This is a genomic window from Phyllobacterium sp. T2-21, from assembly GCF_055378485.1.
This window is the reverse complement of sequence record NZ_AP027912.1, coordinates 1,901,041-1,927,303: the sequence shown is the minus strand read 5'-3', so window position 1 is coordinate 1,927,303 and position 26,263 is coordinate 1,901,041. Positions and strand designations below refer to the sequence as shown.

General features: G+C 61.4%; 26 protein-coding genes. 15 read left to right on the top strand and 11 right to left on the bottom strand.

Annotated elements, in window-relative coordinates:
* Positions 1 to 19: 19 nt before the first annotated feature.
* The 3 genes from ACZ5FP_RS09645 to fabD all read right to left on the bottom strand — a co-directional run bounded on the left by ACZ5FP_RS09645 (position 20) and on the right by fabD (position 2,225).
* The gene (locus ACZ5FP_RS09645) at positions 20 to 256 is read right to left on the bottom strand and encodes an acyl carrier protein (RefSeq protein WP_008128530.1); all 237 of its coding nucleotides are present in this window, start codon (positions 254 to 256) and stop codon (positions 20 to 22) included.
* 269 nt (positions 257 to 525) lie between these two features.
* Entirely contained in the window at positions 526 to 1,263 is a 738-nt protein-coding gene (gene fabG, locus ACZ5FP_RS09640) for a 3-oxoacyl-[acyl-carrier-protein] reductase (RefSeq protein ID WP_403172153.1), read from the bottom strand.
* Between the two features lie 17 nt (positions 1,264 to 1,280).
* A complete protein-coding gene (fabD, locus tag ACZ5FP_RS09635; protein WP_464659802.1) occupies positions 1,281 to 2,225 on the bottom strand; it encodes an ACP S-malonyltransferase in 945 nt (314 codons plus the stop codon).
* A gap of 856 nt (positions 2,226 to 3,081) precedes the next feature.
* On the opposite strand from fabD, the gene rpsF reads away from it, so the two are divergent.
* The 11 genes from rpsF (at position 3,082) to ACZ5FP_RS09580 (ending at position 14,357) form a co-directional block, all read left to right on the top strand.
* Positions 3,082 to 3,507, top strand: coding sequence for a 30S ribosomal protein S6 (gene rpsF / locus ACZ5FP_RS09630; protein WP_105735802.1), 426 nt, complete (start codon positions 3,082 to 3,084; stop codon positions 3,505 to 3,507).
* The gene (rpsR, locus tag ACZ5FP_RS09625; RefSeq protein WP_027229803.1) at positions 3,507 to 3,755 is read left to right on the top strand and encodes a 30S ribosomal protein S18; all 249 of its coding nucleotides are present in this window, start codon (positions 3,507 to 3,509) and stop codon (positions 3,753 to 3,755) included. The genes rpsF and rpsR overlap by 1 nt, the downstream gene beginning before the upstream one ends.
* A gap of 159 nt (positions 3,756 to 3,914) precedes the next feature.
* On the top strand, positions 3,915 to 4,889 hold the full coding sequence (locus tag ACZ5FP_RS09620) for a DUF2232 domain-containing protein (RefSeq protein WP_464659800.1): 975 nt from the start codon (positions 3,915 to 3,917) through the stop codon (positions 4,887 to 4,889).
* Positions 4,890 to 4,908: 19 nt separating this feature from the next.
* On the top strand, positions 4,909 to 5,478 hold the full coding sequence (gene rplI, locus ACZ5FP_RS09615) for a 50S ribosomal protein L9 (RefSeq protein ID WP_288194111.1): 570 nt from the start codon (positions 4,909 to 4,911) through the stop codon (positions 5,476 to 5,478).
* Positions 5,479 to 5,669: 191 nt separating this feature from the next.
* The gene (locus tag ACZ5FP_RS09610; protein ID WP_464659797.1) at positions 5,670 to 6,950 is read left to right on the top strand and encodes a class I SAM-dependent methyltransferase; all 1,281 of its coding nucleotides are present in this window, start codon (positions 5,670 to 5,672) and stop codon (positions 6,948 to 6,950) included.
* Positions 6,951 to 7,255: 305 nt separating this feature from the next.
* Entirely contained in the window at positions 7,256 to 8,755 is a 1,500-nt protein-coding gene (locus tag ACZ5FP_RS09605) for a replicative DNA helicase (protein WP_464659795.1), read from the top strand.
* Between the two features lie 4 nt (positions 8,756 to 8,759).
* Positions 8,760 to 9,926, top strand: a complete 1,167-nt coding sequence (alr, locus tag ACZ5FP_RS09600) for an alanine racemase (protein ID WP_464659793.1) — start codon at positions 8,760 to 8,762, stop codon at positions 9,924 to 9,926.
* A complete protein-coding gene (gene radA, locus ACZ5FP_RS09595; protein ID WP_346304874.1) occupies positions 9,926 to 11,326 on the top strand; it encodes a DNA repair protein RadA in 1,401 nt (466 codons plus the stop codon). Before alr ends, radA begins: the two co-directional genes overlap by 1 nt.
* 59 nt (positions 11,327 to 11,385) lie before the next feature.
* A complete protein-coding gene (locus ACZ5FP_RS09590) occupies positions 11,386 to 11,976 on the top strand; it encodes a CvpA family protein (RefSeq protein ID WP_105735815.1) in 591 nt (196 codons plus the stop codon).
* Positions 11,977 to 12,093: 117 nt separating this feature from the next.
* Positions 12,094 to 13,587, top strand: coding sequence for an amidophosphoribosyltransferase (purF, locus tag ACZ5FP_RS09585; RefSeq protein WP_464659791.1), 1,494 nt, complete (start codon positions 12,094 to 12,096; stop codon positions 13,585 to 13,587).
* A gap of 17 nt (positions 13,588 to 13,604) precedes the next feature.
* A complete protein-coding gene (locus tag ACZ5FP_RS09580; RefSeq protein WP_223611252.1) occupies positions 13,605 to 14,357 on the top strand; it encodes an SDR family NAD(P)-dependent oxidoreductase in 753 nt (250 codons plus the stop codon).
* A gap of 159 nt (positions 14,358 to 14,516) precedes the next feature.
* On the opposite strand, the gene ACZ5FP_RS09575 is transcribed toward ACZ5FP_RS09580, so the two are convergent.
* Entirely contained in the window at positions 14,517 to 15,581 is a 1,065-nt protein-coding gene (locus ACZ5FP_RS09575) for a helix-turn-helix domain-containing protein (protein WP_464659789.1), read from the bottom strand.
* A 139-nt stretch (positions 15,582 to 15,720) separates the two neighbouring features.
* Here ACZ5FP_RS09575 and ACZ5FP_RS09570 point away from each other — a divergent pair, with 139 nt between their 5' ends.
* Positions 15,721 to 16,425: a hypothetical protein gene (locus ACZ5FP_RS09570; RefSeq protein WP_464659787.1), complete on the top strand. Its 705-nt coding sequence runs from the start codon at positions 15,721 to 15,723 to the stop codon at positions 16,423 to 16,425.
* A 30-nt stretch (positions 16,426 to 16,455) separates the two neighbouring features.
* Positions 16,456 to 17,502, top strand: coding sequence for an alpha/beta hydrolase family protein (locus tag ACZ5FP_RS09565; protein WP_464659785.1), 1,047 nt, complete (start codon positions 16,456 to 16,458; stop codon positions 17,500 to 17,502).
* Positions 17,503 to 17,662: 160 nt separating this feature from the next.
* Here ACZ5FP_RS09565 and pssA read toward each other — a convergent pair whose 3' ends face one another.
* The 6 genes from pssA to ACZ5FP_RS09535 form a co-directional block, all read right to left on the bottom strand.
* A complete protein-coding gene (gene pssA / locus ACZ5FP_RS09560; RefSeq protein WP_464663232.1) occupies positions 17,663 to 18,430 on the bottom strand; it encodes a CDP-diacylglycerol--serine O-phosphatidyltransferase in 768 nt (255 codons plus the stop codon).
* 85 nt (positions 18,431 to 18,515) lie between these two features.
* On the bottom strand, positions 18,516 to 19,214 hold the full coding sequence (locus ACZ5FP_RS09555; RefSeq protein ID WP_464659783.1) for a phosphatidylserine decarboxylase: 699 nt from the start codon (positions 19,212 to 19,214) through the stop codon (positions 18,516 to 18,518).
* A gap of 165 nt (positions 19,215 to 19,379) precedes the next feature.
* A complete protein-coding gene (locus tag ACZ5FP_RS09550; protein ID WP_464659781.1) occupies positions 19,380 to 21,278 on the bottom strand; it encodes an ABCB family ABC transporter ATP-binding protein/permease in 1,899 nt (632 codons plus the stop codon).
* A 2-nt stretch (positions 21,279 to 21,280) separates the two neighbouring features.
* Positions 21,281 to 21,616 (bottom strand): ArsR/SmtB family transcription factor, encoded by a 336-nt coding sequence (locus ACZ5FP_RS09545; protein WP_223611257.1) that lies wholly within the window; start codon positions 21,614 to 21,616, stop codon positions 21,281 to 21,283.
* Positions 21,617 to 21,747: 131 nt separating this feature from the next.
* Entirely contained in the window at positions 21,748 to 22,158 is a 411-nt protein-coding gene (locus tag ACZ5FP_RS09540) for a hypothetical protein (protein ID WP_464659779.1), read from the bottom strand.
* 15 nt (positions 22,159 to 22,173) lie between these two features.
* The gene (locus ACZ5FP_RS09535; RefSeq protein WP_464659777.1) at positions 22,174 to 23,457 is read right to left on the bottom strand and encodes a LysM peptidoglycan-binding domain-containing protein; all 1,284 of its coding nucleotides are present in this window, start codon (positions 23,455 to 23,457) and stop codon (positions 22,174 to 22,176) included.
* A 174-nt stretch (positions 23,458 to 23,631) separates the two neighbouring features.
* Here ACZ5FP_RS09535 and ACZ5FP_RS09530 point away from each other — a divergent pair, with 174 nt between their 5' ends.
* Positions 23,632 to 24,237 (top strand): LOG family protein, encoded by a 606-nt coding sequence (locus tag ACZ5FP_RS09530; RefSeq protein ID WP_223611260.1) that lies wholly within the window; start codon positions 23,632 to 23,634, stop codon positions 24,235 to 24,237.
* A 21-nt stretch (positions 24,238 to 24,258) separates the two neighbouring features.
* Positions 24,259 to 25,269, top strand: a complete 1,011-nt coding sequence (locus ACZ5FP_RS09525) for a CorA family divalent cation transporter (protein ID WP_464659775.1) — start codon at positions 24,259 to 24,261, stop codon at positions 25,267 to 25,269.
* Here the strand turns inward: ACZ5FP_RS09525 and rarD are convergent.
* Positions 25,266 to 26,219: an EamA family transporter RarD gene (rarD, locus tag ACZ5FP_RS09520; protein ID WP_464659773.1), complete on the bottom strand. Its 954-nt coding sequence runs from the start codon at positions 26,217 to 26,219 to the stop codon at positions 25,266 to 25,268. The two genes, ACZ5FP_RS09525 and rarD, sit on opposite strands and share 4 nt — an antisense overlap.
* Positions 26,220 to 26,263: the final 44 nt, after the last annotated feature.

Here is a 26,263-nt window from a genome sequence, read left to right as displayed (position 1 = left end):
CTGCCGGGCCGAATGAAAATCAGGCTTGTGCTTTGTCGATGAACTTGACGGCATCGCCGACTGTCAGAATTGTCTCGGCAGCATCATCAGGAATTTCAACGCCGAATTCTTCTTCGAAAGCCATCACGAGCTCGACAGTATCAAGGCTGTCTGCGCCCAGATCGTCGATGAAGCTCGCACCATCGGTGACTTTCTCGGCATCAACGCCCAGATGTTCAATAACGATTTTCTTGACGCGTTCTGCAGTATCACTCATGTGGAAACCTCAACCTGTTTGTTTTTCTCCATGCCTTGGTTAGCGGCACGGATGACTCTAATCAAGCAATAAGATGGCAGGTCAGCCTTGTTTAACAGCTAAAACCCCTCATCCCAGCCACTTCTTCCTCGCGGAATGGAAAAGGCATCAAATCGATTTGACACCCTGACTTGGTGCGCGACTTATCACGCTTTATTCACGGTCTCAATCGCATAAATGTGATTGCGACCGTTGCATCCGGTTCAATTGCATGTCCGGGTGCCATTTCATCAGATCATCGCCATGCCGCCGTTGACGTGGATCGTCTGGCCGGTGACGTAGGAAGCCTCATTGCTGGCGAGATAGACCACGGAGGATGCCACCTCTTCGCCTGTCCCCATGCGGCGCATCGGGATGGCGGACATGATGCCTTCCTTCTGCTTGTCGTTCAGCTTGTCCGTCATGGCCGATTCGATGAAACCGGGTGCAACGCAATTGACCGTGACGTTGCGGCTGGCGATCTCAGCCGCGAGCGCCTTGGAAAAACCGATAAGGCCGGCCTTGGACGCGACATAGTTGGTCTGGCCCGGATTGCCGGTCACGCCGACAACGGAGGTGATGTTGATGATGCGGCCATAGCGGCGGCGCATCATCGGATGGGTCAGTTCGCGGGTCAGGCGGAATACGGCGGTCAGGTTGACCTCCAGCACATTGTCCCAATCGGCATCGCTCATGCGCACGAACAGGCCGTCCTTGGTGATGCCCGCATTGTTGACGAGGATTTCGACGCCTTCGAGCTCCGCTTCGGCCTTTTCGCCCAGCGCCTTCACTTCATCGCGGTTCGACAGGTTGGCCGGGAAAATCTTGACCCGCTCGCCAAGCTCGTTTGCCAGCGCCTCGAGTTTTTCGACGCGCGTGCCATGCAGGCCGACAATGGCGCCCTGCGCATGCAGCGCCCGGGCAATGGATTCGCCGATACCGCCGCTGGCGCCGGTTATGAGAGCCTTGCGGCCTGTCAGGTCAAACATTGCTCAATCCCTTCCGTTCAAACGTTCAGCGCGGCAACGGCCGCGTCAATATCATCCGGCGTGCCGACGGCGACACCGGAAATGTCCTTGTTGATGCGGCGTGCCAGGCCGGTCAAAACCTTGCCTGCACCAATCTCGTAGAGTGTCGTTATGCCATTGGCGCCGAACCATTCGACCGTTTCGCGCCAGCGGACCTGGCCCGTCACCTGCTCGACCAGCAATGCCGCGATTGCATCGGCCGACGTCACCGGAGCCGCGCGCACATTGGCGATCAGCGGCACCACCGGATCGTGCTTGGCCACATTGGCCAGCGCCTCGCGCATGGCATCGGCGGCCGGCGCCATCAGCGCGGAATGGAAAGGTGCGGAGACCGGCAGCATGATGGCGCGCTTGGCGCCCCGTTCCGTCGCGAGGGCAGCGGCTGCTTCAACGGGAGCTTTCGAGCCGGAAATGACGATCTGGCCGCCGCCATTGTCATTGGCGATCTGCACCGGGCCTTCGAGCGCGGCATCGGCGCAGACAGCAGCGACGACCTCGTGCTCAAGCCCGATGATGGCGGCCATGGCGCCGGCTCCGGCGGGAACCGCCTGCTGCATGGCATTACCGCGGATGCGCAGGAGCCGCGCCGTATCGGCAAGCGAGAATGTTCCGGCAGCGCACAGCGCCGAATATTCGCCGAGCGAATGACCGGCGACATAGGCGACCTTGTCCCTGATCGATATGCCGCGCGCTTCCAGCACGCGGATGACGGCGATGGACACCGCCATCAGGGCCGGCTGCGCATTGGCGGTCAGTGTCAGGGTTTCTTCCGGGCCGTCCCAGATGATGGCGGAGAGCTTTTCACCAAGCGCGTCATCGACCTCGTCGAACACCGCCCTGGCTTCGGCAAAATTGTCGGCCAATGCCTTGCCCATGCCGACGGCCTGACTGCCCTGACCGGGGAAGGTGAATGCTATGGACATGGGGCGTGCCTCCGGATTTCTGCTTTATCGTCGTCAATCTGCCGCGCGATGTGCCTATCGGCAAGCCCGAAGTCAAGCTTTCATGCGCCATAGCGGCCGCACATGCACATTATAATAGGCGGAATAACGGGTTTTCAGCGCCACGCCCGCTCTGTCGCGTCTGGCTGTTGAAAGGTGGGAAAGACGGGCGGTCCCAGGAACGCGGGTCTTGGGGTATGTGGTATGCAATGCTTGCGATCCTGGGGACCACCCGCCCCGGCGTTTTTGAGGGTTTTACCCAATGGGTCCACCACCGGGCCAAACCTCCCCGGCCGCACAGGTTCCTCCCCGTGAAGCCGAAGCGCCGATCCTTTCCCGACTTTCGAAGGTTTCCGGAAGCATTCCCGCCGGAAAGGACACGAGAAGGATAACTTGGGTTGGGAGAACGTGGATAAGTTGGTGTGATTTTTTATGATGGCTGGCAAAACTGCGGTGCGTGGTTCGACAAGCTCACCATGAGGGAGGTGGTTTGACTGCAGCCCACAAACTTCCCTCATGGTGAGCTTGTCGAACCACGCACCACGCGTTACAAATCCCCATAAACCGGCCGGCATGTCGCGTTGCAATATAAAACGTCCATGGCGGGTTGCGTCTTTTACCATTTGCCCGTATAAGCCGCCCGTTCATTGCTCGGCGTCAGCTGGGGGCTGAACGGAGGGTCGGATTTCGATCCGTGGAAGCGTAAAAGCTTCAGCCTCCCGTGTCTCCGCTCTCGATCGTCTCCATCAGCGTCCTTTCTTCCCCGGTCACCCGGCAGAGAGATTCGCAGAGGTTTACCGTTGATTCCGGGCAATATTAACGAAGAAAGGCAAAGACAATGGCTCTTTATGAACATGTGTTCCTTGCTCGACAGGACATTTCGCAGCAGCAGGTCGATGCGCTTGTAGAACAGTACAAGGGTATCATCGAGGCCAATGGCGGCAAAGTCGGGCGTATTGAAAGCTGGGGCCTCCGCGCCCTGACCTATCGCATCAACAAGAACCGCAAGGCGTATTACTCGCTTCTCAACATCGATGCTCCGGCAGCCGCCGTTGCCGAAGTTGAGCGCCAGCAGCGCATCAATGAAGACGTTCTGCGCTTCATGACGATCCGCGTTGAAGAGCACGAAGAAGGCCAGTCGGCCATGCTTGCACGCCGTGACGATCGCCGCGAACGCGACGACAAGTTCGGTGGCCGTGATGACGATCGTCCGCGCCGTCCACGCCGCCCGCGTGACAACGAAGCCGGTGAAGGAGCAGAATAATGGTTGATATCAATCAGATCCCGACCCGTCGTCCGTTCCATCGCCGCCGCAAGACCTGCCCGTTCTCGGGTGCCAATGCGCCGAAGATCGACTACAAGGACATCAAGCTCCTGTCGCGCTACATTTCCGAGCGTGGCAAGATCGTTCCTTCCCGTATCACGGCTGTCAGCCAGAAGAAGCAGCGCGAACTCGCCCAGGCGATCAAGCGCGCCCGTTTCCTCGGCCTGCTGCCATACGTTGTGAAGTAAGACTATCGGAGGCGGCAGGATTTCGTCCCGCCGCCTTCTGCCCTCCGGGGCAACAAAGCCTTCCGCGATGGGCGCGGTCAGGCACACCAGAAAACCCAAGTTGAGGGATCGGTTGAAAAACCACCTCTAACTGCTTCGACAAGCAGGACAGCGAGCGACATGAAACTGACTGGAACAGATATCGGCATTGGTGTGCTGGCGGGCCTTGCGGCTGCGCTGCTGACGACCGGTGTTATCGTGAATTCCAGCCTTGCCATGATATTGCTGCTGCTTTCGCCGCTGCCGATCTTTGTCGCGGCGCTGGGCTGGGGCACGGCCTGCGGCTTCATCGCCGCGCTGACCGTGGCTGTTGCGGTGTCCGTCATCGCCGCCCCGACGGCCGCCGTCGTCGTCGTGCTCATCACCGCCCTGCCCGCCGCCGTCGGTGCCTATTTCACCGGCCTTGCCCGTCCGGCCGCCGAGATCGGCGGACCCAAGGACGTCTATGTCTGGTATCCCCTCGCCGATACATTGTTGCGGCTGGCGCTTGTAGTCGCCGCCGCCTTCATCGTCATCGGCGTCATGATCGGCTTCAGCGAAGATTTTGCCCGCCAGCTGGCGCAGGCGCTGACCCAGCAGCTGGCCGTGAGCAATCCGGAACTGGCGGCCAATGCCGACCTGACGCAGAGCATGGCGCAATTCGTCGTGCGCGTCCTGCCGGCCCTGCAGCCCGCCGCGTGGCTGTGCGTCATCATCGCCAATCTCTACATCGCCCTGCGCCTGACGGCTGCCTCGGGCAAACTGCGCCGCCCGCGGGATGACTGGCCGCGTGCCCTGCGCATGCCGCGCCCGGCGCTTGTCGTGTTTGCCGTCGCCTGCGCCGCTGCGTTCCTGCCGGGCGGTCCCGGCTACGCGGCAACGGCGGTTGCCGGTGCCCTCGGCGCCGGGTTCGTCATGGCCGGCTTCGGCATGCTGCATGCCCGCACGCGCGGCGCCACCTGGCGGCCGTTTGCGCTGTGGTTCGCCTATCTCGCCGTGTTTCTCTTTATTTTTGCACTTCTCGTCTTCCTTCTCGCCGGTCTGTTTGACACATCGCGCAACGCGCCGGTTTCGAAGGCTGTGAATACCGATACCCCACCCAATAACGACAATTGAACTTGAAAGGAAAACTCACATGGAAGTCATTCTTCTCGAACGCATCAGCCGCCTCGGCCAGATGGGTGAAACAGTCAAGGTAAAGGACGGCTTTGCCCGTAACTTCCTTCTGCCGCAGGGCAAGGCGCTTCGTGCCAACGAAGCCAACAAGAAGAAGTTCGAAGGCCAGCGCGCCCAGCTCGAAGCCCGCAACCTCGAGCGCAAGACCGAAGCCCAGGCGATCGCCGACAAGCTCGACGGCAAGACATTCGTTGCTGTCCGCTCCGCCGGTGAAACCGGTCAGCTCTACGGTTCAGTAACGACCCGCGACATTGCCGACCTGATCACGGCGGAAGGTTTCTCGATCAACCGCAACCAGGTTGAACTGAACACGCCAATCAAGACGATCGGCCTGCACAAGATCGTTCTGGTTCTGCATCCGGAAGTTGAAGCAACCGTTACGATCAACATTGCCCGTACGGCCGATGAAGCCGAGCGTCAGGTAAAGGGTGAAGACCTCACCTCCGCCGAAGCGATCTATGGCATTGAAGAAGCACCGCTTTCCGACGAATTCTTCGACGAAGACGAAGAAGGCGAAGAAAACGCCTGATTTCAAAGCAAAAACCGCTCGCAGGAGTGGTGTTTGCTTTACCATGAAACACCCGGCAGAGATGCCGGGTGTTTTTTTGCTTTGCAGAATCAAAAAAACGGGTAAATTTGTTTATCCTACCCACGCCCGACCTTGGCTCAATCCCGAGCCTCATAATGGCCGAGCTCTATCGTCAATGATGGAGATTGTTCATGAATGCCATTCTTAGGGCTGCGCTTTCGCGGCTCATCCACACTGGTACACTTTCGATTACTGACTCATCCGGCCAGAAGCGCACCTTTGGTGACGGGACCGGAGAACCCATCCACTTCCGCATCAACACGGCTGCGGCCGAACGGCGGATTGCCTTCGATCCCTCCCTGCATTTCGCCGAAGCCTATATGAACGGCGAACTCGATGTTCTCGACGGCGATATCTACGACGTCCTGAAGATCATCTTTGAAAACACCGGCGCCACCGCGGCACGCGAGCCATGGATGCTGGCGCTGGAGGGCATTCGCCGTGCCACCCGCCGCCTGCACCAGATGAACAATCTCACCCGTTCATCCAGCAATGTGCAGCGGCACTACGACCTGTCGGAAGAGCTCTACCGCCTGTTTCTCGACCCGGACATGCAGTATTCCTGCGCCTATTTCGAGCATCCAGATGCGACCCTCGAAGAGGCGCAGCTGGCGAAGAAGCGGCATATCGCGGCCAAGCTTCTGGTCGAAAAAGGCCACAAGACCCTCGATATCGGCTGCGGCTGGGGTGGTCTCGGGCTTTACCTCGCCCGTCATCTCGACGCCAATGTGCTGGGCGTCACGCTCTCGCACGAACAGCATGGCATCGCCAACAAGCGGGCCATCGACGAGGGCCTGTCGACCCAGGCTCGCTTCGACCTGCGCGACTACCGGACCATCGACGACAGTTTTGACCGGATTGTCTCCGTGGGCATGTTCGAGCATGTCGGCGTCGGGCATTTCGCCGAGTATTTCCAGCATACGGCGCGGCTGTTGAAGAAGGACGGGGTTTTCCTCCTGCATTCGATCGGCCGGTCGGACGGGCCGTCCTATACCAATGCCTTCATCCAGAAGTACATCTTTCCGGGCGGCTACATCCCCGCGCTCTCGGAAGTGCTTCCGCAGATCGAAAAGGCGGGGCTGGTCATCACCGACATCGAAATCCTGCGGTTGCACTATGCCGACACACTGCGCATCTGGCGCGAGCGGTTCATGGCGAACCGCGACAAGGCCAAGGCGATCTATGATGAGCGCTTCTGCCGGATGTGGGAATTCTATCTCGCCGCATCGGAATCGGCCTTCCGCTGGCAGAACCTGATGGTGTTCCAGATCCAGCTGGCGCACCGGCAGGAATCGGTGCCGCTGACGCGCAACTATATCGAGAAGGAAGAAAAACGCCTGAAGCGGCTGGAAAGCGAGCGCAGCTGCGCCAATACCCAGGTCGACAACCGGGAATCGGCTGCCGGACGCTGACGCCCGCCGCAGCAAACCCATTGGCCCGTCGTGATCGTGCTGATCGCGGCGGGCCAAAGCATGAATCGCGCCCGGTTTTCGCATCGTGGCGGCATATTCTACCAAGTGCGCGGTGGACATTGGCAGGAGAACGCGCTTAAGCCTCCCCACGGGCTGCCGAATAGCCTAGAATCAGCAAATGCGAATCGCGCAAGAGACGTGGCCAATCTTTTTCCCCTCTGTGGATAGCGGGGTCTAAGGTTGTTACCTGCATTGCCTAGGATTCGCGGCGCAGGCCATAGTTAATTCGAACGGGAAAAAATACCATGGCTGAGGCAGCACGCAAATTCATCGAGGTACGGGAAAACGCGGACAAGCTCTACCGCGAGGCACCGAACAATATCGAGGCCGAACAGGCGCTGCTCGGGGCCATTCTCATCAACAATGATGCGTTTTACCGCGTTTCCGACTTCCTCAAGCCCGTGCATTTCTACGAACCGCTGCACCGCAAGATTTTCGACGTGTCGTCGGACATGATCCGCATGGGCAAAATGGCCAATCCCGTGACGCTGAAGACGTTCCTGCCCGTGGAGGAAAAAGTCGGCGAGATGACGGTGATGCAGTATCTGGCGCGCCTTGCCGCCGAAGCCGTGACCATCATCAATGCCGAGGACTATGGCCGCGCCATCTACGATCTTGCCACGCGCCGCGCGCTGATCACCATCGGCGAGGACATGGTCAATATCGCCTATGACGCGCCGGTGGACGTGGCGCCGCAAGGCCAGATCGAGGATGCCGAGCGCCGCCTGTTCGAACTGGCGGAAACCGGCCGCTACGATGGCGGCTTCCAGACCTTCACCGATGCGGTGAAAACCGCCGTGGACATGGCAAACGCCGCCTTCATGCGCGACGGGCACCTGTCCGGCGTTTCCACCGGCATCCATTCTCTCGACAACCGCATGGGCGGCCTGCAGCCGTCGGATCTGATCGTGCTTGCAGGACGACCCGGCATGGGCAAGACCTCGCTTGCCACCAACATCGCCTTCAATATCGCGGCGGCTTACGAGTCCGAGCAACTGGCGGACGGGACGATCAAGGCCAAGAATGGCGGCGTTGTCGGCTTCTTCTCGCTCGAAATGTCGTCGGAACAGCTGGCGACCCGTATCATTTCCGAGCAGTCGGAGATCAGTTCATCGAAAATCCGCCGCGGTGAAATCAACGAGGCCGAATTCGAAAAGCTCGTCGCCTGCTCGCAGCACATGCAGAAGGTGCCACTCTACATCGACCAGACCGGTGGTATTTCCATTGCCCAGCTGGCCGCCCGTGCCCGGCGTTTGAAGCGCCAGCGCGGCCTTGACGTTCTGGTCATCGACTATATTCAGCTGATGCAGGGCTCGTCCAAAAAGGCTTCGGAAAACCGCGTTCAGGAAATCACCGAAATCACCACGGGCCTCAAAGCACTCGGCAAGGAACTCAACACGCCGATCATCGCGCTGTCACAGCTCTCCCGTCAGGTGGAAAGCCGCGAAGACAAGCGCCCGCAGCTCTCCGACCTGCGCGAATCCGGGTCGATCGAGCAGGACGCCGACGTGGTGATCTTCGTTTATCGCGACGAATACTACATCAAGAACAAGGAGCCGAAGGAAGGCACCGAGGAGCATTTCAAGTGGCAGGCCGACCTCAAGGAGGCCATGGGCAAGGCGGAAGTCATCATCGCCAAGCAGCGTCACGGCCCGACGGGCACGGTGAAGCTGGCCTTCCAGGCGGAATTCACCCGGTTCACCGACCTTGCGGAAGATTCACACCTGCCAGAACGCTTCGAGTAATCAATTGAACAGCACAAAACCTCACGTCACCACCGCAGGCGCCGATCCCCGTCTCGCGGGCGGGCGGCTTACCATCGATCTCGATGCGCTCGTGGCCAACTGGATGTTCCTTGCGGAAAAATCGAAACCGGCGCAGGCGAGCGCTGTCGTCAAGGCTGACGCCTACGGGCTCGGCATCGGCCATGTCGTGCCTGTCCTGCGCGACGCCGGCTGCCGGACCTTCTTCGTGGCGCTGGTCGAGGAAGGCCTGCGGGTCAAGGCTGTCGCGCCGGATGCACGGGTTTTCGTTCTGAACGGCCTGTTTGCCGACGCGCGCCCGGTGTTCGAAGCATCGGGGCTGATCCCGGTCCTCGGCTCGCTGCACGAAATCGGCCTGTGGAGCCGCGCCAATGCCGCGAGCGGATTGACGCTGCCCTATGCCCTGCACGTGGATACCGGCATGAATCGGCTGGGACTGACCATGGCCGAAGCACTCGACCTTGCTGCCGCTGGCCGCGAAATGCCGGTGCTGGTGATGACGCATCTGGCGACCGGCGATGAACCCGGCCATCGCCTCACCCGGCAGCAGATCGAGTCATTTCAAACGCTTCGCACCGCTTTTGCAGGCATTGAATCAAGCGCGTCCAACTCATCCGGCATTTTTCACACGATCAGCAATGGCGGCGACCTGAGCCGTCCGGGCATTGCCATGTATGGCGGCGAGGCGCTGGCCGGCGTCGCCAATCCCATGCGCCCCGTGGTGACGCTGGAAGCGCGCATCGTGCAGATCCGCACCAGCCCCAAAGGCGAGACGGCGGGCTACGGCGCCACCGCGCTCTTGGAACGCGACACCCGGATTGCCGTCTGCTCGACCGGCTACGCCGACGGCTATCTGCGCTCGCTGTCGGGCAGCGGCACGCCCCTGCGCAGCGTCGTGCCCAAGGGCGGCGAAGGCTTTGTTGCCGGACGCAAGGTGCCGGTGATCGGCCGGGTGACCATGGACCTGACATCGTTCGACATTACCGATCTTCCCGAGGACGCCGTCAAACCCGGCGATCATGTCGAGCTGTTCGGCGGCAACATCGCCCTGGATGACGCGGCGCGCGCCGCGGGCTCCATCGGCTTCGAGCTGTTGACCAGCCTTGGAAACCGCTATCACCGCCGCTACCTCTATTCCGGAAAAGACGCCTGATGGCCAAGGCAAGAATTCAATTCATCTGCCAGAACTGCGGTGCCGTGCATACGCGCTGGGCCGGCAAGTGCGATTCCTGCGGTGAATGGAACACGCTGGTCGAAGAAGGCACGGCGGGCGGCATCGGCAGTGGTCCCGGCAAGCTGTCCGGCCGCAAGGGCCGCGCCGTCGCCCTCACCTCGCTGTCCGGCGAGATCGAGGACGCGCCGCGCATCCACTCCGGCATCGGCGAGCTCGACCGGGTCACCGGCGGCGGTTTCGTGCGCGGCTCGGCCATTCTGGTGGGTGGCGACCCCGGCATCGGCAAATCCACCCTGCTGACCCAGGCGGCGGCGGCACTGGCGCGGCAGGGCCACAAGGTCATCTATGTCTCGGGCGAAGAAGCGGTGGCGCAGATCCGCCTGCGGGCGCAGCGCCTGCATGCCGCCGACACCGATGTGCTTCTGGCCGCCGAAACCAATGTCGAGGACATCCTCGCCACCATTTCCGATTCCAAGCGGCCCGACCTCATCATCATCGATTCGATCCAGACCCTGTGGACGGATGCCGCCGATTCGGCCCCCGGCACAGTCACGCAGGTGCGCGCCGGCGCGCAGGCAATGATCCGCTTTGCCAAGCAGACCGGCGCCGCCGTGGTCCTCGTCGGCCACGTCACCAAGGACGGCCAGATCGCCGGGCCGCGCGTTGTCGAGCACATGGTGGATGCGGTGCTGTATTTCGAAGGCGAAGGCGGCCATCACTACCGCATCCTGCGCACGGTGAAGAACCGTTTCGGCCCGACCGACGAGATCGGCGTGTTTGAAATGTCCGACCGCGGATTGCGCGAAGTTGCCAACCCGTCAGAGCTTTTTCTCGGCGAACGCAATGACAAATCGCCGGGCGCCGCGGTTTTTGCCGGGATGGAAGGCACCCGGCCGGTGCTTGTGGAAATTCAGGCGCTGGTGGCGCCCTCGACGCTCGGCACACCGCGCCGCGCCGTCGTCGGCTGGGACGGCGGCCGCCTTTCGATGATTCTGGCGGTCCTGGAAGCCCATTGCGGCGTGCGGTTCGGCCAGCACGATGTTTACCTGAATGTGGCGGGCGGATACCGGATTTCCGAGCCTGCAGCCGATCTTGCGGTGGCATCTGCACTGGTTTCCTCCATTGCCGGTATTGCCCTTCCGGCCGATTGCGTCTATTTCGGCGAAGTCAGCTTGTCTGGCGCCGTTCGCCCGGTGGCGCATGCGGTGCAGCGGCTGAAGGAAGCAGAGAAGCTTGGGTTCAAGCAGGCTGTTCTTCCCAAGGGAAGCAACGACGTGCCGAAGGGACGCAATGCGCATCTGACCGAGACCGCGTCGCTGCCGGACCTTGTGGCCCGGATTGCGGCGTCGGGACCCGGTAAAACGAAACGCGACGACTGACGCGGCACAGTCCTCCCGAGAGGGTGTGCAGGTCGGAATTGGATTGGGGATACATGTAAATGCCTATTACGTTGCTAGACGGAATTCTTTTGGGCATCACCCTCGTTTCGGCGGTTCTCGCCATGGTGCGCGGCTTTTCGCGCGAAGTGCTGTCCGTCGTGTCATGGGCAGCGGCGGCCGCGGCCGCCTATCTCTTCTACAAGCCGGTCGTCCCCTTCCTCGCGCCCTATATCAGCAATGAGACCATCGCCCAGATCGCGGCGGCCGGTATCGTCTTCATCGTCACGCTGATCATCGTTTCCGTCATCACCATGAAGATTGCCGATTTCATCATCGACAGCCGCATCGGCGCGCTCGACCGCACGCTCGGCTTCCTCTTCGGTGCGGCGCGCGGCGTTCTTCTCGTGGTTGTCGCGATGCTGTTCTTCAACTGGCTCGTCACGGACAACCAGCCCGCCTGGGTGGCGCAGGCCAAGTCCAAGCCGATGATCGACTCGCTCGGCGCAAAGCTGATCAGCCTTTTACCGGAAGACCCGGAATCAACCATTCTGAAGCGTTTGAAGCCCGGCTCGAGCCATACTCCGGACGCAACGACGGCACCTGAACCCAAGGAAGACATCCCGCCGGAAGGCACGACACCGAAGCCCTGACGGGCTGCCGGGTGCGACAAACGGTTAACTTGGCGTTTGCGTGGTAATACCCCACATAGTGTGGCATAATGGAATGACAGATCTTATAGTTGAATCTGCGGCGAAAGGCTTGCGGTAATGACCGACATTTTTCGTGATGAGACCCCTCTCATGTCCCTTGACGACGACACACTGCATGAAGAGTGCGGTGTGTTTGGCATTTTGGGGCACCCCGATGCCGCCACGCTGACGGCGCTGGGTCTGCATGCCCTGCAGCATCGCGGGCAGGAAGCGGCGGGTATCGTCTCCTATGATGGCAAGCAGTTCTGCTCGGAGCGCCGCATGGGTCTTGTCGGCGACCATTACACCAACCCGGCCACGCTGGCACAGCTGCCTGGCGACCGCGCCATCGGCCATGTGCGCTATTCCACAACCGGCGATCCGGCGCTGCGCAATGTGCAGCCGCTGTTTGCCGAACTGGAAATCGGCGGCATCGCCATTGCCCATAACGGCAATTTCACCAACGGCCTGACCATGCGCCGCAAGCTGATCGCCGACGGCGCGATCTGCCAGTCCAATTCCGACACGGAAGTGGTGTTGCATCTCATCGCCCGTTCGCGCAGCACATCGTCGAGCGACCGTTTCGTCGATGCGATCCGCCAGATGGAAGGCGGCTATGCCATGCTCGCCCTCACCCGCACCAAGCTGATCGCCGCGCGCGATCCGATCGGCATCCGGCCGCTCGTCATGGGCGATCTCGACGGCAAGCCGATCTTTGCCTCCGAAAGCTGCGCGCTCGACATCATCGGCGCGAAGTTCGTGCGTGACATCGAGAACGGCGAAGTCGTCGTCTGCGAAATCCAGAGCGACGGCACGATCAGCATCGAAGCCTTCAAGCCGCAGGCGCCAAAGCCCGAACGCATCTGCCTGTTCGAATATGTCTACTTTGCCCGCCCGGATTCCATTGTCGGCGGCCGCAATGTCTATACGGCCCGCAAGAACATGGGCATCAACCTGGCCAAGGAAGCACCGCTGGACGCCGACGTCGTCGTCCCGGTTCCCGACGGTGGCACGCCTGCGGCCATCGGCTTTGCCCAGGCGAGCGGCATTCCGTTCGAGCTCGGCATCATCCGCAACCATTATGTCGGCCGTACCTTCATCGAGCCGACCCAGTCGATCCGCGCCTTCGGCGTCAAGCTGAAGCATTCGGCCAACCGGGCCGTGATCGAAGGCAAGCGCGTGGTGCTGGTCGACGATTCCATCGTGCGCGGCACCACATCGGTCAAGATCGTGCAGATGATCCGCGATGCCGGGGCGCGGGAAGTGCATATCCGCGTCGCCAGCCCGATGATCTATCATCCGGATTTCTACGGCATCGATACGCCGGATGCGGACAAGCTGCTGGCCAACCAGCACGCGACCCTTGCCTCCATGTGCAAATATATCGGCGCGGATTCGCTGGAATTCCTGTCCATCGACGGGCTGTACAGGGCGGTCAGCGGGGCACCGCGCGACGCACAGGCGCCGCTGTTCACCGACCACTACTTCACTGGCGATTACCCGACCCGGCTGGTTGACCGGGACGGCATCAGCAATGTGCGCCAGTTCTCGCTTCTCGCAAACAACGGCTAACGGTTGAGTTCCCATTCATGATTTCTGACGGCAGTTTCCGGCTGGACGGCAAGCTCGCGCTTGTCACCGGCGCATCCCGCGGCATCGGTTATTTCCTTGCCAAAGACCTGGCAGCGCGCGGTGCGCATGTGATTGCCGTCGCCCGCACGGTGGGCGGCCTGGAAGAGCTGGACGACGAAATCAAGGCTGCGGGCGGCACGGCGACGCTGGTCCCGCTCGACCTGACCGACATGCCTGCCATCGACCGGCTCGGCGGCTCCATCCATGAGCGCTGGGGCAGGCTCGACATTCTCGTCGCCAATGCCGGTATCCTTGGCACGATTTCGCCGATCGGCCATGTCGAGGCAAAAGTCTTCGACAAGCTGATGAACATCAATGTGACCAGCGTCTGGCGGCTGATCCGCAGCACCGACCCGCTGCTGAAGCTTTCCGAGGCGGGCCGTGCGGTGCTGCTGTCGTCAGGCGTTGCCCACTCCGCCCGCGCCTATTGGGGGCCCTATGCGGCATCCAAGGCCGCTGTCGAGGTGATGGGCCGCAGCTGGGCCGAGGAAGCGCGCCAGACAAAACTGCGTATCAATTCGGTCAACCCCGGCGCGACACGCACCGCGATGCGGGCGCAGGCCGTACCGGGCGAAGACCCCGACACACTGCCGACTGCGGCGGAGGTGGCGGCCAAGATCGCGCTCATCCTCGATCCGAGGATCGACGCCACGGGCAAGCTCTACGACGTGCGCGCCGGCAAGCTGCTGGGTTACAACGACCCGAGCTAGATTGTACATTCATCATGGTGCGTGGTTCGACAAGCTCACCATGAGGGATAGAGTAGGCTGTAGGGCGCTGTATTCTGCGACGTTTGTAGTTGACCTGGCATCAGACCACTTCCCTCATGGTGAGCTTGTCGAACCACGCACAGATGGATCTGCAACTGATCATCCGGCGAGGCGGATAATCGCCGCGCCGGATTTGTCGGCGGCAAGCGCCCTGGCGCGCCAGGCCTTCGGGCTCATGCCGGTGACACGCAGGAACTCGCGGTTGAAGTTGGACTTGGTCTGAAACCCGGCATCGAACATGATACCGGTGACCGCACGATCCGTATCCGCCAACAGGCGGCAGGCCTCCCTCACCCGGTAATCATTGACATAGTGCGAAACGCTCATCGCCTTGACCCGGTTGACGGCCGTCGACACCTGCCGGGCCGGCAGGTTCATCTTGCGCGCCAGACGGTTCAGGTTGAGATCGACATCCCGGTAGAGTTCCCGCGCCTGCATCAGCCGATCGAGCGCGGCGGCGATTTCCGTATCTTCGGCGCTGGGCAGCACCGGAGACGCGCCCTCTTCCGCGATTGTTTCGTCCCGTTCCTCCGGGCGGCTGGTTCCCGCGACCGTGGCCGCGCTCCCGAGGACGAGCAGGGCCAGGACATTGCCGATGGCAACGATGCGGGCGGAATGGCTGCCGCCCGACTGGGCAAAATCCCAGCTGATGACGATATCGATGACCGCGGAACTGGAAACGGCAAAGGCTGTCACCTGCAATGCCCGGTAGGCGCTGATGACGCCGTCCAATCGGGATGAACCCAACGCGTCGGGCCCGGTAAAGGCGAGACGGCAGAGCGCAATGCCATAGCCCGCGAACACCAGGATGATGGCCAGCGAGACCGGCGCCGGCCAGAAGGCAATGAGACCGGTGACCACAAGCGTCGGCAAGAGGTGCAGCAGCAGCCACGGACGTTCTCTTGGCGGCCGCTCGCTGCGCAGGCCGTCAAAACTCAGCCATGCCAGCGTGGCGATGATGACGGCGAGCACGGCCTGGACCGGCAAGACCTCCAGCACATCGTACCCCCAGCGCACCCCGATCACCACCGATTGCAGCGCATAGACCGACACCAAGGCGAGGAAGAACGGATTCCTGTCATTGCCGTCGCTTCGCCGGATCATCTGGACGAGAAGAACGACAAGCAGGACGGCGACGACAAACGGCAATGGAACAAACAGCATGGAACCTGCGACCGGGACGAGTGGACGAGGCCCACTATGTCCTGAAACGCGATCGCGGACGACCTGAATTGTGATCAAGGTCGAATTTCAGCGGATAGCGCCCTCCTCTGGTTGCCATGCCAAGCCACAGGAGCCCATCATGCTGAGCCTTATCACCGCCATTCTGCTTCTCTTCGGAACCGTAACCCCCAGCGCCGCCGACCAAGTCAAGCCGCCGCTCGATATCGGCGCGATCAACAGCGTCGCCATTACGGGGGAAGCCAGCCGCATCGTGTTCACCGCAGGCGATGGCGCGCCCTATCAGGCCCGCGTCAACAGCACACGGTCCGGCTGGTTCTCCGGCTGGTATTCGAGCTGGTTCGCCGATCAATGCGCCACCCGCACCACCATGGAGGTCAGGGAACGGACGCTGCGCATCCACGTGGTCAATGCGCCGCTGCTCAGCCTTTCCGACTGCGAGGTGCTGATCCGTGCCAGCCTGCCTGCCGACAGCGATGTCAGCATCGAACAGGCGGCACTGCAGGCCCGGCTGACCGGTGACTATGGTGCCGTGCGCATCAAAGGCCATGCGGCGGATTTTGCGCTGGATGGGCACGCGGCGAGCCTTGATATTTCGGGTGACGCCGTGCGCAGCGACCTGCGCTTTATCCGCGTCAGCAGCAGCGAGATCATCCGGCTCGATTCCCGCGCGCTCGACGCCTCCTTCAGCTTCGGCAAGGACGTTCCCATCAGCTACGCCGTGGATGCCAAGGCATCCCTCGTCGACAGCAAGCGTGACAGCACACCCGGCGCCAAACCCGCGATCAGCATCAAAAGCGATTATGCCCGCGTGACCATCCGCTGATCTCCACCTCTCGAAACAAGGAATATTATCATGCGATTTTTCAGTGCCGCAGCTCTGGTTATTTTGAGTGTGTTTTGGCCTCTTCAACAGGCGCTTGCCGACCAGATTGCTGGTGTTCGGCAAATCGCCGTTCCCTCGAAAGAGCGCGGAACCGATCTCGATGTGACGGTCTGGTATCCGGCACGGACCGGCGGCGAAGAAGTCCTGCTGGGCGATACCCCGCTTTTCACGGGGACCGCCAGCATGCGCGATGCACCGCCTGTTGAGGGGAAATTTCCGCTCATCCTGCTTTCCCACGGCACCGGCATTGCCGGCAATGCGCAAGCCACGGGCTGGATTGCCGCCCCATTGGCGCGGCAGGGATACATTGTCGCCGCGCCAAATCACCCGGGAAATCAGAGCGGAAACACATCGGCAAGCGAGACGATGAAGCTTTGGCTGCGGCCAGCGGATTTTACCGCGACCCTGGATGCGTTGAAAACCGGAACGGTTTTCCGCGACCGGATCGACTGGAAAAACGTCGGCGCGCTCGGCCTTTCCATGGGTGGCTACACCGCCCTTGCGGTGGCAGGCGCCCGCATGGACCAGCAACGCCTCGCGGCCTATTGCGATACCGATCTGCGCAACCACTCCCTGTGCGAATGGCTCGCACAGAGCGGCGTTGATCTGCACAGGATCGATGTGCAGCGGGCAGGCCTGGACTATAGGGACAACCGTATTCGCTCGGCAGTTGCAATCGACCCGGCCATGTCGGACACGCTCACAACCGAAAGTGTTGCCGGCATCGCAATCCCCGTCAACCTCGTGAACCTCGGTCGAAAAGGCGACATTCCCCGCACGCTGCAGGCGTCGTGGATGGCTGACATCATTCCGGGTGCGCGCTATGCAAGCATCGAGGATGCCAACCATTTCAGCATGTTTGCCGCGTGCAAGGCCGGTGCATCGGACAAACTGAAGGCTGAGGGCGTAACGGAACCGCTGTGCGACGATGGCGGCGGGCGATCCCGCAGCGCCATTCACGCGCAGCTGATCGATATGATCACAGACGCGTTCAACCGGACGCTCAAAGCGCAATAGATGTGCTGCAAAGTCTTTGTGCGTGGTTCGACAAGCTCACCATGAGGGAGGAGGAGGATGGCAGGGAGCTTTATTCTGTAACGCTTGTGATTGCAGTGCAGCCCACTCCATCCCTCATGGTGAGCTTGTCGAACCACGCATGATGGCCCCTGCAATCCCTTCAGGACGCCGGTGTCTCTGAACCGGCGGCAGGTTCGGCAGCGGCGGCGGCATCCGCCGCCTCGTGCCGCTTCCACGCGCGGGCGCTGAACGGCAGGCTCAGGAAGAAGCCGACGGTCGTCAGCGTCAACGTCTGCCACGTGTAGCTCATCAGGAATGCCACATAGACCACGATGAACAGGAAGCTCGGCATCACCCAGTCGGATCGGAGTTTTGTTCCGGCTGCCTTGCCGCTGAACACCGGCAGGCGGCTGATCATCAGGATCGCCACGCAGACGGTATAGGCGGCGCCGGCAAAGGCCAGCGGCCTTGTCGGCGCGAGGCCGAGAAAGCCGAGATAGACCGGCAGCATCACCAGCATCGCCCCCGCCGGGGCGGGAACGCCGGTGAAAAAATTACCCTGCCACGCCGGTTTGCCGATCACATCAAGCATCACGTTGAAACGGGCCAGGCGCAGGCAGCAGGCAATGCAATAAAGCAGCGCGGCGATCCAGCCGAAGGAGCGGGCCTGATCCAGCATGTAGGCATAGAGCACCAGCGCAGGCGCCACGCCGAAATTGACGATATCGGCAAGCGAATCCATCTGCGCGCCGAATTTTGTCGAACCCTTCATCATGCGGGCGATGCGCCCGTCAATGCCGTCGAGGAACGCGGCGAGAAGAACCATCGACACCGCCAGCTCGAAGCGGTTCTCGAAGGCCAGCCGGATGCCGGTCAAACCGGCGCAGATGGCCAGAACCGTAATGACATTGGGCACGAGGTAGCGCATGGGGATGCGCGAACCCGTGGGTTCCTGCACCTGCGGCTTTTCATCGAACAGCGGATCGGTCTCGGGTTCGTTCATGCCGCGCGCCTCAGCTGATACGGACCAGCGGGGCGCTGGGCTCGCCGCCGAATTCCGCCAGCACGCTCTCGCCGCCAACGGCCGTCTGGCCGACGGCAACGCGCGGTGCAAAACCTTCCGGCAGGTAGACGTCCACGCGCGAGCCGAAACGGATCAGGCCAAAGCGTTCGCCGATGGAAATGGAATTGTTTTCATCGACCCAGCAGACAATGCGGCGTGCCACGAGACCGGCAATCTGCACCACGGCAAGCCGGCCATTGGGGCTGTCGATCACCAGGCCGTTGCGCTCGTTCTCGGCGCTTGCCTTGTCGAGTTCCGCATTGAGGAACTTGCCCGGCTTGTGGACAATGGTGGTGATGCGGCCGCGCACCGGCGCGCGGTTGATATGGCAGGAAAACACGTTCATGAACACGGAAATGCGGGTCATCTCGCGGTCGCCGAGGTTGAGTTCGCGCGGCGGCACGGCAGGCCCGACGGACGATACGATGCCATCGGCAGGGCTGATCACCAGCCGGTCGTTGGTCGGGGTGACGCGCTGCGGATCGCGATAGAAATAGATGCACCAGGCGGTGAGGATGAGGCCGATCCAGAACAGCGGTTCCCAGAAATAACCGAGAACCACGGTCACGCCGGCAAACCCGGCGATGAACGGATAACCTTCCCGATGGATGGGGACCAGAGTGTTGCGGATGGAATCGACAAGGCTCATTGCTTTGTTCCTGACAGCGCCGGGTGTTCGCCGGGCAGCATACACGCCGCGCCGGAATTTCGCGTTACTTATCGGAGATTGGCAGCGGGGGCAAACCTTTCAACCCGGCTTGCACCGGTCATCAGCAGAATTCTTCAGTGGCGGACTTTTGCTGGCTGCGACTTTTCACGGCTCGACGGCGACGTCGAGTGCGGGTTTGCCGCGAACGACGACACCCAGATCGTCCTCCTCGCGCACCTTGCGCAGGCGTTCTTCGGCCTCGGTTGCCTCGCGCTGGCGGTTCCACATGGAGGCATAGAGGCCGTTTTCGGCCAAAAGCGCCGCATGGCGGCCGCGTTCGGCAATCACGCCATCCTTGAGCACGATGATCTCGTCGGCACCGATGATCGTCGACAGGCGGTGGGCGATCACCAGCGTGGTGCGGTCGCGGCTGACCAGATCGAGCGAAGCCTGGATTTCATGTTCGGTGGCGCTGTCGAGCGCCGAGGTGGCCTCGTCGAGGATCAGGATCGGCGGTGCCTTCAAAATGGTGCGGGCAATGGCAACGCGCTGCTTTTCACCGCCGGAGAGTTTCAGGCCGCGCTCGCCGACCATGGCATTGTAGCCTTCCGGCAGGCTCTGGATGAAACTGCCGATCTGGGCGAGTTCCGCCGCGTTGCGCACTTCCTCTTCCGTCGCCGTGATGCGGCCATAGCGGACGTTGTAGGCGATGGTATCGTTGAACAGCACCGTATCCTGCGGCACCATGCCGATCACCGCGCGCAGGCTTTCCTGCGTCACGTCGCGGATATCCTGGCCGTCAATGCTGATCGAACCGCCCTGGATATCGTAGAAGCGGTAGAGCAGGCGCGACAGGGTGGATTTGCCGGCACCGGACGGGCCGACAATGGCGACGGTCTTGCCGGCGGGAACTTCGAAGCTCACCCCCTTGAGGATCGGGCGCTTCGGATCGTAGGCGAACTTCACATTGTCAAAGCGCACGGCGCCGCGCTCGATCACCAGCGGCCTGGCACCGGGCTTGTCGGTCACCTCCTGCTCGACATCGAGAAGGTCGAACATCTGTTCGATATCGGTCAGGCCCTGCCGTACTTCGCGGTAGATGAAGCCGATGAAATTGAGCGGAATGGAAAGCTGCATGAGCATGGCATTGATGAAGACGAAATCGCCGAGGGTCTGCGTGCCGGCCAGCACCTCCCTGCCCGACATGATCATCATGACCGCCATGCCGATGCCGAAAATCACCGACTGGCCGAAATTCAGCCAGCCGAGCGACGTCCAGATGCGGGTCGCGGAAATCTCGTAGCGCGCCATGGCCGCATCGAAGCGGCTGGCCTCCATCTGTTCATTGCCGAAGTATTTGACGGTTTCGAAGTTCAGGAGCGAGTCGATGGCCTTGGTGTTGGCGTCCGTGTCGGAATCGTTCATGTCGCGGCGGATGCTGATCCGCCAGTCGCTGGCACGGATGGTGAACCAGGTGTAGAGCCAGACCGTCGCCACGACCACGGCGAGATAGGACAGACCATAGGCAAACGCGAAAATCACGGCGGTCAGCAGGAATTCGATGATCGTCGGCGCGGTGTTGAGGATGGTGAAGCGGACGATGGTTTCAATGCCCTTGGTGCCGCGCTCGATGATGCGCGACAGGCCGCCGGTGCGCCGCTCGACGTGGAAGCGCAGGGACAGGTTGTGCATGTGCACGAATGTCCGGTAGGCAAGCTTGCGCACGGCATATTGCCCGACACTGGCAAACAGCGCATCGCGCAGCTGGTTCAAGCCTGCCTGAATGATGCGCGCGGCATTGTAGGCGGCCACCAGCATCAGCGGGCCGACGAGAATGAGCGGCAAGAGATCGGACGGCACGAACTTGCCGTTCAAGGCATTGGTCGCCCATTTGAAGAAATAGGGCACCAGAATGAGGATGACCTTGGAAATCAGCAGGTAGAACGAGGCCCAGACGACCCGCATCTTCAGGTCGGGACGTTCATCCGGCCACATATAGGTCCAAAGATTGCGGATGGTCTGCAGCGTTTTGCCAGACTCGGCGGAGACAGTTTTTTCAGCCACGGCTATTCCTTGATGGCCGCAGCGGCTACCCGCGCTGCCGGCACAATGGTATCGGGCGGACAGCACAGATTGGCCATATCGCCGACAAGAGCGGCGACATCGGCAAAGGCGTCCGGATTGATGCTGTAATGGGAACTCTGGCCGGACTGGCGGTAATTCACCAGACCGGCATCGACCAGTATTTTCAGATGCTGCGATACGGTCGACTGCGCCAGATCAAGCGTTGCGACAATATCCTTGCAGCAGGAGGCATTCAGCCCGGCCAGCTGCCGAACAATGCGCAGGCGCGCGGGATGGGCGAGCGCGGTGAGAATCCGCGCCGTTTCCGCATCTGACATCGCCTGTTGAAATCGGTTGCTGCATTTCATCGTTCATCGGCGATAAACGATATAATTTTCCAATGCAAGGGTTAAAGCGGGTCATCCATGCCATACGGGTGCGGTTTTGGAGCATATCCGACACTCAAGCATCAGAAAAAGCCGTCGAGAAATGCCGCCGTCCGATCCGAGATTCCGACGATCTTGTCGGTTGCCTGGCGGTAGAACTTGAAGTTGAGTTCCGTACCGGGCTCACCATCCTTCCAGTCGGTCAGATGCCTGAGTTCACGCCTGCCCAGCGGATGCGCGGCAAGGGCATTGCGCCGGATCACGACGCTGACACGCGGCGTTTGCCTGATGACGCCGCTCTTCCTGGCGAAGGCTTCGGCTGAGATGACGACACCGCGTGCGACAAGCCCCTGCCCGCCTTCGTTCTCGCTGGCGAAGAGAAAGACCGTGTCACCGGCGGCGATATGCTTGCCGCCATACATGGTCTTCTGCGCGGTGAATGCGAACATTTCCGCCTGCGGATCGCGAATCTCGGCTTTGATCGCGAATGCCACCCGTCCGTCCTTACGCTATTGCGGCGCCGGCTTGTCCTTTTCCGGCAATGAAAAGACCTGTCCGGGGAAAATCCTGTTCGGGTTCTGGATCTGCTCCTTGTTGGCCAGATAGATCGTCGTGTAGCGCACGCCTGCACCGTAGGTCCGGCGCGAAATCGTCCACAGATTGTCGCCGCGCCGGATGATGACCGAACCATCGACATTGCGAAGCGGCTTGGCCGTATCGGTGCCCGGCGCCTGTTCACTGCCGGCAGCCGGGGCTGTTTCGGTCGAAGCCTGCGGCGTTGCCGCCGGTGCGGGCGTTGCGGATGGTGCGACGGCCGACACGCGCTGGCCTGCCTCGCGCTTGAACGGTACGGCGGCGCGGGCAATGACGGTCACGCCATCCTTTTCCACCATGTCCGCACGGATGATATAGTCGCCCACGGGCAGGTCGCGGGTTGTCTGCACGAGAAAGTGGCCATCGGCGCCCGTCTTGGTCGAGCCGATGAGATTGTCATTGGCATAGACCTTGACCGTGTAGCCGGCATCGGCAATGCCGGCGATGAACAGTTTGCTGCCTTCGATCTCCACCGCTTCGACAACGATGCGGGCCTTGGCGGCGGGCTGCTTGGCAGGCTTGTCACCGGTGGGAGCCGCTGCTGCGGCCGGCTGGCTGGAAGCCGCCTGACCTGCTGGAGCTTCCGGCACGGTGATCAGCCGGCTCGGCTGGCCGGATTGTTCGACAAGCGCCAGCACCTGGCCCGATTTGGTTTCGGGGATGGAGACGATGGCGGTTTCCAGCGATGTCATGGCGCTGCCATCGGGTGCCGTCGAGCGCAGGACCAGCTGGTAATCGCCGGGCTTCAGGGGATCATCGAGGACGATGACGAAATCGCCATTGGGCGAGGCCTTGGTGGTTCCAAGAATATCGCCGCGGGCCAGAAGGTCCACCTTGGCATTGTTGGCAGCCTTGCCCGCCAGAACGATCGTCCCCTTGGGGTCAACGCGCAGCACATCGAAGGTTGGCGCACCCGGCTTGCCCTCGGCTGCTTCAACCTGCGGCGTCGTCGTGCCTGTGGCTGGCGCGGCAGCCGGTGCCGTCGTGTCGGCCGAGGGCGCAGCGGGAGCTGCAGCTTGCGGCTGTTCGGCCGGTTTTGCGGCGGGCGTTTGGGCGGTTGGCGCAGGTGTGTTTCCGCTCGCCGTTACGGCCGGCGTATTGGAAGTCGGCTTACCCGGAACAAACCCCAGATAGGCAGCAGCCAGCCCCACGGCGACAACAACGCCAAACCCCAATAGTGCAAACTTGTTCTTGACCATCGATCCCCAACCCTTTTGTTCTTTTTGCTCTAGCGCCTTTTGTGCTCTGCCACAAGAAAACCGTTTAGATTCAGCCTCATTCTTTGTGATTATTCTACCAGATTCGCAATTCGAGGCTTTTGTCGCATCCGCAGCGGCTTGACGTTTCACCGCACAGAAGGCACCACTTTTCAAATGAGCAAGATTCAATCCATCTGCGTTTACTGCGGCTCGTCTCCGGGCCGCGATCCGATTTACAAACAGAGCGGCAGGATGCTGGGCAAATCCATTGCCGAAAACGGGCTTGAGCTGGTGTACGGCGGCGGCACGAAGGGCATCATGGGCGCCGTTGCCGATGGTGTCATGTCGGCGGGCGGCAAGGTCACCGGCATCATTCCGAAGTTCCTGATGAACAAGGAAGCCACCGAGCATGCGCTCGGCCAGCTGTCGGAACTGGTTGTCACCGAGGACATGCACGAGCGCAAGCACAAGATGTTCGAGCGCTCCGACGCCTTCGTCACCCTGCCCGGCGGCATCGGCACGGTGGAGGAGATCGTCGAGATCATGACCTGGGCGCAGCTCGGGCGCCACCGCAAGCCGATGGTGTTCGCCAACATCAACGGGTTCTGGAATCCGATGCTTGCCCTCATCGATCACATGAAGGCGGAAGGCTTCGTGCATACGTCACATTTGGTCAATCCGCTTGTGGTAGAACGCCCGGAAGACATCGTTCCGGCGATCCTCAAAGCAGCAGCAAGAGGCGACCGGGACGGCGACGAAGCGATCATCGAACGGCTGTAGCAGCAAAGGAGCGGGGATTTCATGGTTCAAACGCTGAGCTTAGATCCCTCCCCCGAAGCAAAACTTCTGCCCCATGACGACTTTGTCATATCCTACCGCTTCGGCAGCGACGGCGCCTTGCTGTCCGAACCTGCCGCCGTGACGGACAAGGCATGGACCTGGAAGAGCTATGCGCTGGCCGATGCGCGCGCCCGGCGCAGCCTCGAAGCGGACAAGAGCCTGCCGGACAGCGTGCGCGAAGCCTTTCTCTCCTCCGGCGATCAATGCCAGATCAGCTTCGAAGACGGCTGGCTGTTCGGTGAACTGCCGGATCTGCAGCACGAGCACTACGGCGATCCGCGCGAGCTCGGCTATTTCCGCTTTGCCTTCGACCGGAACCTGTTCATCAGCGGCCGCCGCCACCCGCTGCAATCGGTGGATGACGTGCGCCAGTCCATCAATCGCGGCAAGATCAGGCCGGCCGCGCCGATTGCACTGTTCAACGCGATATTCCGGCGCTTTCTCGACCTGCTCAAGGCCGAGATCAACCGGCTTTCGGAAACGCTCGATTCCATCGAGGACCACATCGTCAGCGAAAAATGGCAGGGCGAGCGCGAACGGCTGGTGCCGGTGCGCCGACAGATCGTGGTGTTTCACCGCTATCTCACGGCTGCCACCAGCCTGTTCCGCCATATCGACCATGCGGACCGGCGCGCCCTGCCGGAAGATCTCGACGATCTGATCGAAGGCCTGTCGATCCGCGCGGCAACGCTGCATGCGGAAGGCGAACAGCTGCAGCAGCGCGCAAGGCTGCTGCAGGACGAGCTGCTGGCCAAGATGACCGATCAGTCCAACCGTTTTCTCTACGTGCTCTCGGTCATGACCGCCGTGCTGTTGCCGAGCAATGTCATCACCGGACTGTTCGGCATGAACACGCCGGGCCTGCCCTTTGCCAACAGCGCGCATGGCTTCTGGGTGGTGGCGCTGCTCGCCGTGATCATCTCGGCCATGGTCTACCTGATCGTCCGCAGGATCGGCGGATCAGGGCGTTAGGAAAGCTTCGCCTTGCGCGATTCATGCAGCATCGACCAGGTGTAGATCGCCAGTGCCGCCCAGATCAGCGCGAAGGCAATGAACTGGCTGTTGGAGAACGGCTCCTTGAACACGAAGATGGCGCAGAGGAACACGATGGTCGGCGCGAGATACTGCATCAGGCCGATGGTGGTATAGCGCAGGAGTTTTGCGCCAAAAGCGTAGAGAATAAGCGGAATGGCCGTGGCCGGACCGGCAAACAGGAGAAGGCCGATATCATGGCTGCCGCCATTGACGAAATGGCTCGTACCCTGCGCCACGGTCCAGGCAATGAAGCCAAGCGAGGGAATGGACAGGATCAGCACTTCCAGCATGAAGCCTTGCGTCGGACCGATGGGCAACGTTTTGCGGAAGAAGCCGTAGAACCCGAAGCTGAAGGCGAGAACCAGCGAAATCCACGGCAGGCCGCCGGATGAAATGGTCAGGAGCACAACCGCGCAGGCCGCAAGGCCGACCGCTACCATCTGCGGGCGCGTCAGCTTTTCCGACAGGAAAATACTGCCGAGCACCACGTTCACCAGCGGATTGATGTAGTAGCCGAGCGCCGTGTCGATGGCGTGCCCGGCACCGATGGCCCAGACATAGGTGCCCCAGTTGATGGTGATCAGCGTCGCCGTCAAGGTGGCCATGGCCAGCATGCGCGGCGTTGTCAGCGCGGTTCTCAGATCGTCGAAACGTCCCAGCCACCACAGCACGGCACCGGCAATGGGAACCGACCAGACGATGCGGTGCGCCACCACTTCCAGCGCCGGCATGTAAGCCACGGCTTTCAGATAGAATGGCAGGATGCCCCACAGCAGATAGGCGGAAAGCGCAAAGATAAAGCCTTTCCTGCCGTCGGACATTCCCGGCCCTGCTTCAGCTGCGATTGCTCCAGCCCCAAGGCCGCTTTGATTGATCTGTTCACTCATGCGGCGATGCTCTACGACTACAGGCCGGAAACGTCTATCGAATT